This is a genomic window from Streptomyces sp. RKAG290 (assembly GCF_023701695.1).
In the GTDB taxonomy this organism is placed as follows: domain Bacteria; phylum Actinomycetota; class Actinomycetes; order Streptomycetales; family Streptomycetaceae; genus Streptomyces.
Genome location: NZ_JAJOZC010000001.1, coordinates 95,038 through 106,948, shown reverse-complemented (window position 1 = coordinate 106,948; position 11,911 = coordinate 95,038). Strand labels below are relative to the sequence as shown.

The 11,911-nt window shown below is 71.7% G+C and carries 9 protein-coding genes and 3 pseudogenes; 8 read left to right on the top strand and 4 right to left on the bottom strand.

Features of this window, described 5'->3' with window-relative positions; translation table 11 throughout:
• Entirely contained in the window at positions 1 to 954 is a 954-nt protein-coding gene (locus LNW71_RS00480; protein ID WP_250966390.1) for an STM4015 family protein, read from the bottom strand.
• Between the two features lie 175 nt (positions 955 to 1,129).
• On the opposite strand from LNW71_RS00480, the gene LNW71_RS00475 reads away from it, so the two are divergent.
• Positions 1,130 to 1,456, top strand: coding sequence for a hypothetical protein (locus LNW71_RS00475; protein WP_250966389.1), 327 nt, complete (start codon positions 1,130 to 1,132; stop codon positions 1,454 to 1,456).
• A 64-nt stretch (positions 1,457 to 1,520) separates the two neighbouring features.
• Positions 1,521 to 2,522: a DUF6745 domain-containing protein gene (locus LNW71_RS00470; protein ID WP_250966388.1), complete on the top strand. Its 1,002-nt coding sequence runs from the start codon at positions 1,521 to 1,523 to the stop codon at positions 2,520 to 2,522.
• A gap of 47 nt (positions 2,523 to 2,569) precedes the next feature.
• Here the strand turns inward: LNW71_RS00470 and LNW71_RS00465 are convergent, their stop codons facing one another.
• Both LNW71_RS00465 and LNW71_RS00460 read right to left on the bottom strand, forming a co-directional pair.
• Positions 2,570 to 3,160: a TetR/AcrR family transcriptional regulator gene (locus LNW71_RS00465; protein WP_250971847.1), complete on the bottom strand. Its 591-nt coding sequence runs from the start codon at positions 3,158 to 3,160 to the stop codon at positions 2,570 to 2,572.
• Positions 3,161 to 3,296: 136 nt separating this feature from the next.
• Positions 3,297 to 4,535, bottom strand: coding sequence for a glutamate dehydrogenase (locus LNW71_RS00460; protein WP_250966387.1), 1,239 nt, complete (start codon positions 4,533 to 4,535; stop codon positions 3,297 to 3,299).
• A 284-nt stretch (positions 4,536 to 4,819) separates the two neighbouring features.
• On the opposite strand from LNW71_RS00460, the pseudogene LNW71_RS00455 reads away from it, so the two are divergent.
• Together LNW71_RS00455 and LNW71_RS00450 are read left to right on the top strand one after the other, a co-directional pair.
• Positions 4,820 to 5,259 (top strand): annotated as a pseudogene (locus LNW71_RS00455) (PPOX class F420-dependent oxidoreductase).
• 99 nt (positions 5,260 to 5,358) lie between these two features.
• Complete coding sequence (locus LNW71_RS00450) at positions 5,359 to 6,630, top strand: MBL fold metallo-hydrolase (RefSeq protein ID WP_250966386.1); 1,272 nt, start codon at positions 5,359 to 5,361, stop codon at positions 6,628 to 6,630.
• A gap of 79 nt (positions 6,631 to 6,709) precedes the next feature.
• Here the strand turns inward: LNW71_RS00450 and LNW71_RS00445 are convergent.
• Positions 6,710 to 7,287 (bottom strand): annotated as a pseudogene (locus tag LNW71_RS00445) (helix-turn-helix domain-containing protein).
• A gap of 47 nt (positions 7,288 to 7,334) precedes the next feature.
• Between LNW71_RS00445 and LNW71_RS00440 the strand changes: the two are divergent.
• From LNW71_RS00440 to LNW71_RS00425, 4 genes and pseudogenes are all read left to right on the top strand, one after another.
• Complete coding sequence (locus LNW71_RS00440) at positions 7,335 to 8,369, top strand: class I SAM-dependent methyltransferase (protein ID WP_250966385.1); 1,035 nt, start codon at positions 7,335 to 7,337, stop codon at positions 8,367 to 8,369.
• A gap of 145 nt (positions 8,370 to 8,514) precedes the next feature.
• Positions 8,515 to 9,506, top strand: a pseudogene (locus LNW71_RS00435) (ArsR/SmtB family transcription factor).
• A 356-nt stretch (positions 9,507 to 9,862) separates the two neighbouring features.
• Entirely contained in the window at positions 9,863 to 10,576 is a 714-nt protein-coding gene (locus LNW71_RS00430; RefSeq protein WP_250966384.1) for a C39 family peptidase, read from the top strand.
• 28 nt (positions 10,577 to 10,604) lie between these two features.
• A complete protein-coding gene (locus LNW71_RS00425; RefSeq protein ID WP_250966383.1) occupies positions 10,605 to 11,594 on the top strand; it encodes an esterase family protein in 990 nt (329 codons plus the stop codon).
• Positions 11,595 to 11,911 lie beyond the last annotated feature (317 nt).

Here is an 11,911-nt window from a genome sequence, read left to right as displayed (position 1 = left end):
TCACTCCGAGACCGAGGTGTAGCGCCCTTCGGCCCCGCGGCCGCCCCACGGCTCGCAGCGGTCCGACAGGTCGACCCGCACCCCGTGCGGCTCCAGGGACTCGGCGATCCTGCGCTCCACCGGCTCGGTGAGGAAGTGGTGGTGCAGATCGAGCACTTCGAGATGGGTCAGGGGCTGACCTTCCAGCAGCGCCGCCGCGCCCTCGTCGCCGAGCGTGCCGCACGACAGGTCGAGGGTGCGCAGCCGGGCCACGAGCGGGGCCGAGGCGATGGCCGCCGCGATCTCGTTCTGCAGCTCACTGTTGCGCAGACCCAGATGGTGCAGGGCCGGGAAGCGCGTGCCGGACAGGAGCGGCGCGAGATCGGCCACGTCGGCGTCGCCTTCGTAGGCCGAGACACCCAGCCACAGGTCCAGCCGCTCCAGCGCGGGCAGCTCGCTGTCCAGCACCCCGCGGACCACCGCGACCGGCAGCCCGCCCGTCTGGATGGTGAGCGAACGCAGGCGCTCGTGCCTGGTGGGCGGGAAGGCCAGATGGCTTCCGCCGCGCACCCCGAGCTCGACCAGCGCCGGGAAGGTGGTGAGCAGAGCGGTGACATCGCTCTGCTCGATCCAGGAGATCTCCGCCTCCTCCATCGTCAGATCGCCGACGAACACCGCTTCCAACGAGGTGAGCCGGTCGGCGGCGGCCGTCACGAGACCGATCGGGTACGACGACTTCTCCTCGTACGACTCGCCCCACTGGCCGATGATCAGCGCCCGGACCCCGGCCGGATCGACGGCCTCCAGGAACGAGGCGAACTCCTGCTCCCAGGTGTGGTCCTCGTCCTCGTACGGGTCGACCGAGATGCGCCAGGCGGCCGCACCGGCTGCCGGCCGGGGCCCGTCACCCGGGTCGTGCCGGAAATCCACGGCCGGAAGGCCGAGCAACTCGTGCAGGTGGTCCACATCGGACATGGCCCTGAGCTCCTGATGACGGCGACGGTTTGATGTCCGCAAGGTCTATCAAGGCCCACTGACAACGGCGCGGCCGGGCCCGGGCTGCGGCGCCGCGCGGCCGGCTGTCAGACCCCCGTCGTAGCGTTTTACCCATGGCCGGCACAGCGGGTGCCGGCCGGGACGGGGGACGTCTGTGTACCGGCAGGGCGATGTACTGATCATGGCGCTGGAGGAGTCGGCGGTGCCGTCGAACCTCGTGGACGCGCCGGGCGAACTGCGCGACGGGCGGGGCCGGCTGGTGCTCGCGCTCGGTGAGGTCACCGGGCACGCGCACGCGGTGCCGGGTCCGGGACGGCTGATCAAGGAGGGCGGGGTGTTCGGCCCGATGCTGCTCCATCTCCCCGACGGCGGCCGGGTGGTGCACGAGGAGCATGCGGTGATCCCGCTGCCGAAGGGCTGGTTCCGTGTGGTGCGCCAGCGGGAGTACGCGCCGGGAGCGATCCGCGTCGTCGCGGACTGAGCGGCCCGCCGGGCTGCGGTGAAGAGCGATCTGAGAACACAGGGAACAGGGGACGGGGAAACCGATGCAGTACGTGGACTCATGGCGGGCCGTGGCGGCGGCGACCGGCGCGGCGGACCGGGCGGCGGCCGAGGACGGTGTGCGGCTCGCCTACCGCAGCGCGGGACTGGCGGAACCGGAGGAGTTCGTCTGGGCCGACTCGCCCAGGGCCGCCGTCGAGCTCGTGGAGAAGCTGACCGATGCGGGCCGTTCGGTCCGCGAGGAGGTTCGCACCCGGCCCTGGGCGAAGGAACGGCGCCGGGTGTACGACGAGTTGGGCCCGGCCGGCTGGTCCGCGCTGTGGTCCGCCACCGGCGCCCAGCTGTGGGAGGCGACGGCGGCGCTCGCCGACCGGATACGGGCCGGTGTCGTCGCCGAACTCGCCGAGCGGCCCGAGGACGAGACGGATGTCCGGCTGGTGCTGCTCGACGCGGTCCTCGGCCAGCACGACGCCGCGTGGCTCGCCGCCTTCGACGGCCGGGGCGACCGGCTGGACGGACTGGCGGCGGTGGCGAGGAGCGCGGGCTGGTGGTGGCCGTACGAGCGCACCGTAGTGATCAGCGAACGCCCCGAGGCACTGCACCGTGACGAGGCGGGCCGCCTCGACCGCGGCGACGGGCCGGCGCTCTCCTACCGTGACGGGTTCGGGCTGTACGCCTGGCGCGGCATGCCCGTGCCCGCCGCCTTCCTGTCGGAACTGACCTCACTGACCCCGGAACGGATCCGGGCCGAGGAGAACGCGGAACTGCGGCGCGTGATGCTGGAGTTCTACGGGTACGACCGCTACCTCACCGAGTCGGGCGCCGAACCGGTCCACCGGGACGAGACGGGCATCCTCTGGCGGATCGCGCTCGACGGCGACGAGGACGTGGTCATGGTCGAAGTGGTCAACTCCACCCCGGAGCCGGACGGGACGCATCGCACCTACTGGCTGCGGGTACCACCCGGCACCCGGACCGCGAAGGAGGGCGTCGCATGGACCTTCGGGCTCGGAGGTGAGTCCTACGCACCTCTGCGCCAGACCTGACAGGCACGCAGGAGAGAGGGGAGGGGCAGACCGGTGCGTGCGGACGGTCAGGCCGTAAGCGTCTCGTGGTCGATGCCCAGTTCACGGGCGAGGGCCTCTTCGGTCCACTCCAGCATCGTGGCCCGGGACAACGGACCCGCGTACGACGTCATCTGCACGGCGAGACCGTCCAGCAGCGCGGTGAGCCGCCAGGCCACGGACATCGGGTCGTCGCAGTGGAACTCGCCCGCGGCCGCGCCCTCCTCGATGACCTCGGCCAGCTCCGCCTTCCACTGCTGGTCGAGATCGCCCGCCACATTGCGCAGCGTGGGGTCGCGGAGGGAGGCTGTCCAGCCCTCGATCCACAGCCGCCAGCCCTTGGCCTGGCCCGTGGGGGCGTACCAGCGGACCGCGGCGCGCAGCCTGCGTACGGCGGTGGTCCGGCGGCTCAGCAGTTTGCGCAGGTGGGCGAGGTCTGCCTCGGCCGCGTGCGCGAAGGCGGCCGCGACCAGCTTCTCCTTGGTGGAGAAGTGGTACAGCACCAGGGCGTTGCTCACGCCGAGCACGGACGCCACATCGGCGATCCGCACCGCCGCGACACCCCGTACCTCGATCTGCTCGACGGCAGCGCGCAGCAGCTCCTCGCGTCGCTCCGCCACACCCAACCGCACTCTTGCCACGCCGTCACCCTAACCAATGCCCGTGGCGGAGCAGGCCGGGGGCGGGAGCGGAACCGGACCCTGCCGTGCCCTGCTCAGCCGGAGGTACCCGGTGAGGCCGGTACCTGATGCCGGCTCAGGCGCAGTTATGGGCAGCGGTCAGGGAGTCCCGGTACCAGCCGAAGCGCTCCGCCATCACCGGCAGCCGGTCGGCGACGACGGCATGGGCCGCGGCCCGCGGGGTGCAGCCGTCCACCGCGGCCCGGGCCAGCACGAGCTCGATGAGGGCGCGCATCGAGCGCCGGGTGTGCGCGAAGGCCTCGTCCGCGTCGGCTCCGATGTCGCCGAACAGGGTCCACCACCACCAGGCGTTGGTGCCGGAGTTGACGACCACGTCGGGCAGCACGGTGATCCCGCGCTCGGCGAGCAGGGCCTCGGCCTCCGGGAGCACCGGCATGTTGGCCGCCTCGATCACCCAACGGGCGGTGATGTGAGCCTGGTTCGTGGCATCGACGGCGTAGGAGACGGCCGCCGGTACGAGCACCTCCACGTCCTGGGCCAGCCAGGCCCCGGCCGGCAGCTCCCGGTCCGCGTCGCGAAGCGCGCCACGGTCCACCGTGCCGTAGCCGTCCCGGGCGGCCAGCAGGGCCTCGATGTCGAGTCCGGCCGGATTGGCGATCGTGCCCTTGACGTCGGCGACGGCGACCACCCGCAGTCCGGCCCGCGACAGGAACCTGGCCGTCGCACCACCCATGGTGCCGAGACCCTGGACGGCGACCCGCGCCCCGTCGTAGTCGATCCCGGCCCGGTCCAGCGCGGCGAGGACCGACTCGGCGACGCCGCAGCCGCCGACCAGCTCGTCGAGGCCGATGCCGTCCACCTCGACGGCGAAGGCGTCGGCCAGCCGCTGCCGGGCGCTCTTCTCGTCGTCGAGCAGGGGGTAGACGGCCTGGACCGAGGAGACGAGCCCGGCCTCCTCGGCAGCCCGGTCGACCAGGTCCTGGCTCAGCCCGAGGTCCTCACCGGTCGTCCAGATGTTCTCGACGTACGGACGCACGGCGCGCAGATAGCGCACCAGGATGCCGTAGGCGGCCGGGTCCCGCGGATCGCAGTCGATGCCGCCCTTGGCGCCGCCGAGCGGTACGTAGCGGGTTCCGGTGCGCTCCGCGTCGAAGTGGAGGGCTTCCTTCATCGTCATGCCGCGGGCCAGCCCGGCCACCTCGTCGAGCGTGCAGCCCGCCCGCATCCGCAGGCCGCCGCTGGACACCCCGCGTACCAGCCGGTCCACGACCAGATGTCCCTGGCAGCCGGTGACGTGGTCCGTCCAGGTCAGCGAGATCAGTGGGGCCGGCGTTGACACCGGAGGCGTCGTCATCGGGAGTTCTCCTCGGTCGCTGCGGCCGGGCGTGGCCGGGGCGGTGCCGCGGAGTGCGGTGTCGCGGCACCGGCGCCCCGCGGGCCGGCCGGTGGTCAATTACTGAATCACCATTCAGTATCGGGAGGCGGGTGCTGCGCTGTCAACGCGGCCTGCGGCGAATCACCGTCCGGTGGCCTGAGTACGGGCGGGGCGGAACGCCAGGTGGCCCGATCCGGGAGCGGGCGTGACGGGCGGTGCGCCCGGTGCGGAATCCTCCGCCGGGTCCGGACGTTGGATTCGTCATGACGGGATTCGATGCACAGCAGGAGGCGCTGCTTCGGCTGCTCGCCGAAGGAAACAGCGGCGTACTGGTCACACTGAAGCGGGACGGCAGGCCCAGCTGTCCAATGTCAACCACTTCTACTACCCGGACGAGCACATCATCCGGGTGTCGGTCACCGAGGACCGTGCGAAGACCCGGAATCTGCGCCGGGACCCGCGGGCGAGCTACCACGTCACCAGCGAGGACCGCTGGGCCTGGACGGTGGCGGACGGCACCGCCGATCTCACCCCGGTGGCCGCCGATCCCGACGACGACACGGTGGCGGAGCTGATCAGGCTCTACCGGGACGTGCAGGGCGAGCACCCCGACTGGGACGACTACCGCAGGGCCATGGTCAGGGACCGGCGGGTCGTCCTGCGGCTGCACGTCGAGCACGTGTACGGGCAGTCGCGTGGCTGAGGCCGCCCTCGCGGTCCGCCATCCCGTTGGGTGTTCTGCTCTCGCACTGTCGTACCCCCCGTCCATAATGAGACGACACCGACTCCCTCAGGAGATCTTGTGACCGGCGCTGACTCCAAGCTTCCGCTCCGCACCCGGCTGCGTGCGCTGCGTACCGCCCCCTTCGGGGCCGACGCGGGCGGCGCCCGCATGGAGCGCATCCGCAGTTCCCCGAACTTCGCCGACGGGGTCTTCCAGAACCCGGTGGGGGCACGGACCAGGCCGTCCGGCTCCGCGCTGGAGTTCGCGAAGACGTACTTCCGCAAGGAGGAGCGGGCGCTCAGATCGCCGACCGGCGACGTGCCCGTGCACGCCACCACCCTGGCCGACCTCGCCGAGCCTCCTGCCTCCGGGCTGCGGCTCACCTGGATGGGGCATTCCAGCGTGCTCGCCGAGATCGACGGCCGGCGGGTGCTCTTCGACCCGGTCTGGGGCGAGCGCTGTTCCCCCTTCGCGTTCGCCGGACCCAAGCGCCTGCACCCTGCGCCGCTGCCGCTCGGCGTGCTCGGCCCGGTCGATGTGGTGGTGATCTCGCACGACCACTACGACCACCTCGACCTTCCGACCATCCGGGCCCTGGCGGGTACGGACGCGGTCTTCGCGGTGCCGCTCGGGGTCGGGGCGCATCTGGAGCACTGGGGTGTGCCCCTGGACCGGATCCGTGAGCTCGACTGGAACGAGACCACGACGGTCGCCGGGATCAGCCTGACCGCCACCCCGGCCCGGCACTTCTGCGGCCGTGGCCTGCGCAACCAGCAGCACACCCTCTGGGCCTCCTGGGTGGTCGCCGGGCCCGAGCACCGGATCTACCACAGCGGCGACACCGGCTATTTCCCCGGCTTCAAGGACATTGGCGCCGAGCACGGGCCGTTCGACGCCACCATGATCCAGATCGGCGCCTACAGCCAGTACTGGCCCAAGGAGCAGACGGACAGCAGGCCGGAGCCCGGTGCGTGGCCGGACATCCACATGAGCCCCGACGAGGGGGTCCAGGCCCATCTCGACCTGCAGGGCAACGACACGTCGGCGGGCGTCATGCTGCCGATCCACTGGGGGACGTTCAACCTGGCACTGCATCCGTGGGCCGAACCTGCCGAGTGGTCCATGCGCGCGACCCAGTTCGTCGGGGTGACGATGGCGGCGCCGCGGCCGGGCCAGCCGTTCGAGCCAGCCGACCCGCCGGTGGTCGAGCCGTGGTGGCGTGCCGTGGCCGCGGAGCCGGCACCGGGCTGGGGCAACTGGCCCCCGGTCCACGTGCAGCTTCCCGGTGGCGCCAGGACCGCTTCCGCACCGGCCCCGGACCGGGACCGCGACCGGGCCGCTCAGGCCTGACGGGCCAGACGGGCCCGGCGGTCACCGGAAGATCGCGTGCGGCGGACCCGGGGAGCGGGGGCGCCTGGGCCGGCCGATTTCACGCGGGCGGGTGCAGGTGGCTGCGCCGCCCGTCCTGATCCAGGATGCACAGGATCTCGGCCGGTCCGCCGAGCGCCTTGATGGCGTGCGGGACCATGGTGGAGAACTCGGCTGCCTGGCCCGTCTCGACCCGGACGACGCGTTCGCCGAGGATCAGCGCGATGGTTCCCGACAGGACGGTGAACCAGTCCTTGCCGGGGTGTACCCCAGCTGGTCGGCGCCCGGGCCCCGCACCTCGGCGGTGATGCGCATCTTGGCGACGGTGACGCCGGCCGGCCCCGAGCCACGGTTCAGCAGCCAGGTGGTCAGCCCACGGGCTTCGTCTCGCTGCGGCCTGATGACGACGTCGTCGTCGTCGACGGTCTCCACCAGCTGGTCGAGTGAGGTCCCCAGCGCCCGCGCCAGCGCCGTGAGCTGGTCCAGGCTGATGCGCCGGTGGCCGGTCTCGATGCGGCTCAGGGTGGAGGGGCTCAGGAACGCACGCTCGGCGAGGCTGTCGAGCGACCAGCCGCGCGCCTGCCGCAGGCTCCTGATGCGCATGCGGACGGTGCTGTCCAAATCGCTTTCTTGCGTCATACGCAAGAGTGTACGCGTCACGCGCAAGGCGCGGATATCGTCGGCATATGGACACCACCGACCCGCACCCCTCCCGGCCGCACACCTCCGACCTGCACACCTCGCACCCGCACACCTCTCACCCGCACCGTGACCACTCCGGGGCCGACGTCGGCACTGTCGCGATGGCCGAGCTCCTGGAACTGGACGCCGAGGTTCTGCGGAGCCACCTGTCGGAGCTGACCGACTGGCTGGGTGAACTGGCCGACCGGGAACCCGCCCACATCGTCGACCTGGGCAGCGGGACGGGCACCGGCGCCATCGCCCTGGCGCAGCGCTTCCCGCAGGCCGCGGTGACCGCCGTGGACGTCTCCCCGCAGATGCTCCACCGGCTGTCGGAGAAGGTGCTCGCACTCGGACTCGCCGACCGGGTCCGCGGTGTCCGGGCGGATCTGGACGACGGCTGGCCGGTGCCCGACACCAGTGACCTGGTCTGGGCGGCCGCGTCCCTGCACCACATGGCCGACCCCGACCGGGTGCTTGCCGACGCGTTCGACGCGCTGCGGCCCGGCGGTCTCCTGGCCGTCACCGAGATGGACTTCTTCCCCCGTTTCCTGCCCGACGACATCGGCGTGGGCCGCCCCGGCCTGGAGGCCCGGTTGCACGCAGCGCTGAACAGGCGTCCCGCCGCCGTCTGGACCGCTCACCTGGCCCGCGCGGGCTTCGCGCCGGAAGCGGAGCGCATCTTCGTCATCGATCTGCCCGCCCCGTTGCCGGCCGCCGCCGCCCGCTACGCCCAGGTGTGTCTGCGGAAGCTGCGCTCCCACCTCGACGGGCAGCTGTCCGCCGACGACCTGGCCGCACTCGACACCGTGATCGAGGGCGAGGGCCCGACAGCGTCCTGCGACGCGAGGACCTCACTGTCCGCACCACCCGGACGGCGTGGGTGGTCCGCCGCGCCTTCTGACCGGGGCGTCCCGGGCGGCGCGCCGTGCCGACTTCGATGCGGCGGGCGTGCCGCGCGCCCGCGACAGGCGACCGGCGGAGCGGCGGCGGCCGATGCCTCTCCGCATCGACGTCCGTCAACGCCGTGCGGCAGCTGAACACCCGTCGAACGGCGGTACGCTGCCCCGAGGAATCCGGTGCGGCGCGGCGGCTTCCCGGCGCAACCCCCTTCCACCGGCTCGCTGATCCGATGGGCATGGCCATGGTCGGCATCAGTACACCTCCATCCCCGAGGGAGCGACCATGCTGCGGGTGTACTTCACGTCCGAGGACCTGGCGCGGGTTCGGGTGGCCCCCGGTCCGGACTTCCTCTGGGAGATAAGCAACAGCGTGCAGACCCTGCAACGACGCGACGGCGAAAGGGTGTTCGGCGCGTGGCGCCGCTGGGTGCGGCCGCGGCTCTCCGCGAGCCCCCGGCTGCTGTCCTGCCTGCTGCCCCCGCGCGGGTACTCGCCCGACTTCCTCACCCCGACATCCGGTGACCGGGCCACCCTGCAGGCAGCCGTCGACACCTTGATGAGCACCCCACGCCCGCGGCTGCGGACCGATCTGACGCAACTGGCCACCTCGCTGCAACTGCCTAGCTGGGTAAGGTCCTTGGCCGGCGGGGACACCGATACCCTGCGGCAGCTGGGCGGCGCCCTCCGCAGCTACCAACTGGAGGCGCTCGCGCCTTACTGGCAGCGCGTCCACGCCCACATCGACGCCGACCGCGCCGTACGCCTGCGCAGTCTCCTCGACGGTGGCACCGAGGGACTGCTGGCCGGCCTCGGGCCGCAGTTCCGCTGGCGTCCGCCCGTGCTGGAAGTGACCTACCCCGTCGAGCAGGAATTGCGGCTGCGCGGCCGGGGCCTGGTGCTGCAGCCGTCGTTCTTCTGCTGGCCCACACCGATCACCCTGGCCGACGGGGACCTGCCGCCCGTTCTCGTCTATCCGATCCACCACGCCCCGGACTGGGCGGCCCCTGCCCCCGCCCGCCCCGCGGCGGCGCCCGGCCCCTCGGCCCGCTGCTCGGTCACACCCGCGCCGGCATCCTGCGCGCGAGCCGCACCGGGTGCTCCACGGTCGAGGCCGCCCGCCTCCTGGACGTGACCCACCCCGCCGTCAGCCAGCACCTGAACGTGCTGCGCGCCGCGGGTCTGGTCACCACCGTGCGCAAGGCCGGGCGGTCCTTCCATGTCGCGACGGCGGAAGGGCGTGCCCTGTTGGCCGCCGAGGAGCGGGCGCGGCAGTAGCCGCGCTGCTGGGCCACCCCAACTCCGGTGGTAAGCCACAACTTTCGTCCCTTGCGTGCGTCGCGGGCCAGGAACCACCCTGATCTCTGCTGCCGCACAGAAGGCGTCACGCAAGCGCCGGAGACGCAAGCACCAGAGATGAAAGCACCGGAAACGAAAGCGCCGGACGGAAAGCGCCGACCCAAGAACAGCCGCCCCGAGAACGGACGGCCCGAGAACAGCCGCACCCCAGAACAGCCACACCCGGAACAGCCGCACCGCAAGCCGCCGCCCGCAGAGCCGCTGTGCACAGCCGCGTGTCTCCCTGAATGCGTTTCTTCCCGCGAGGCCCACCCCCCTCAACCTCAGGAGCCTTTATGCGCAAGAGACTTGTGTCCACCGCGATCGCCGTCACCGCCGTCGGGGCGCTCCTCCACCCCGGCATCGCCCAGGCCTCGCCCGCACCGCACGTCCCCGCCGTGTCCGTGCTCGCCCACGGTTCGAAGGCCGGCACGGCCGTCGTCAGCGGGCACAACCAGCCCGGAACGCGGCTGAAGGTCGAGGCCGGAAGCACCAGCAGCGGACACTGGCTGCAGATCGACTACCAGGTGCAGGAGACCGGCTACTGGTGCGGTCCCGCCGCCACCCGTATCGCGCTCTCCGCCCGCATCGCTCCGCCCAGCCAGGGCGCCCTGGCCGGGCAGCTCGGCACGACCGAGGCCGGAACGGACCACATCGGTCAGGTGACCGGCGTACTCAACGCGAACCTCGGCGGGGGCTGGTACGAGACCAAGGAGATGCCGAACGATCCGCCCACCCAGGGCCAGCGGGACCTGCTGTGGAACGACATCGTCTTCGACATCGACCGCAACTATCCGCTGGTGGCCAACATCGTCGCCCCGCCCGGCAACCAGCCGCCCGGCTACCCGTCGGACCAGACGATCTATCACTACTTCACCGTCTTCGGCTACGACGACGTGGACCGCACCGTCCTGATAGCCGACCCCGCCTCGTTCAGCGGCAACCAGATCTACTGGATCTCCTTCGATCAGCTGGCCACCCTGATCCCGCCGAAGGGCTACTCGGCATGACGTGTAAGCCGCGCACCGGGAGGCTGAGTTGAGCGACCACCGTCCCACCCGCAGAAGTGTCATCAGGGCCGTCGGCGGTGTATCCGCCGTGATGGCGCTCGGTACCGGCGGCATCCTCGCGACGGCGTCGCCGGCCGCGGCGGCGGGCGACGGCTTCGGGCTGCGCATCGTGGACCGCAACGAGAGCGACCCGCGTATGTGGTACTACCGGTTCGCGACCGACGCGATCGGCTGGAACCCCGGCGTCAACGTCCTGCTCCCCGACGACTACCACACCGGCGCACGCCGCTATCCGGTCCTCTACCTGTTCCACGGAGGCGGCACGGACCAGGACTTCATCACCTTCGACCGGGCGGGCATCCGGGCGTGGACGGCCGGGAAGCCGGTCATCGTCGTGATGCCCGACGGCGGGCACGCGGGCTGGTACTCCAACCCGGTCAGCACCAACAGCGGCGCCCGGAACTGGGAGACCTTCCACATCGCCCAGCTGCTTCCCTGGATCGACGCCAACTTCCGTACCTTCGCCGAGTACGACGGGCGTGCCGTCGCCGGGTTCTCGATGGGCGGCTTCGGCGCGCTGAAGTACGCAGCCAAGTACTACGGTCACTTCGCCTCGGTGAGCGCCCACTCCGGCCCGGCCAGCCTGCGGCGTGACTCCGGGCTCGTCACCCACTGGGCCAACGCGTCCTCGGCGGCCTTGGACCTCGCGGGCGGCACGGTCTACGGCGTGCCGTTGTGGGACGAGGCCAGGGTCAGCGCCGACAACCCCGTCGAGCGCGTCGAGAGCTACCGCAACAAGCGGGTCTTCCTGGTGGCCGGCACCAGCCCCGACCCGGTCAACTGGTTCGACACGGTCAACGAGAACCAGGTGCTGGCCGGCCAGCGGGAGTTCCGCGCCCGCCTCGGCGACGCGGGCATCGCACACGAGTGGTACGAGGAGCCCGGCGGGCACATCATCCGCGAGCACATGGTCCGGCGCGACCTCGACGGCATCATCGCCCGGCTCCGTAAGGCGTAGCGCAGCCCCTCGCACCACGGCAGGCCCCTCGACGTCCGTCGAGGGGGCCTGCCGCGTACCGACCGTCCGACAGGGGTCGGCGTAATCGGTCGCCCGTGCGAGAGGTCATACCAGAGCGGGACGGATGGCGGGCAAGTTCCACAAGGCCCGTCGCGCCCTCACCGTGGGCGACTACCGTGTGTGTCCGGTGATCAACGGTGGGCTCATATTCTCAGGGCCTGCCCGGCCGATGATCCGAGAATGACCGACCACCGTAGGTGCCACCACATGAACCACGATGCCTGGTGCCCCACGTACCGAGGACGCTGATGTCTCAA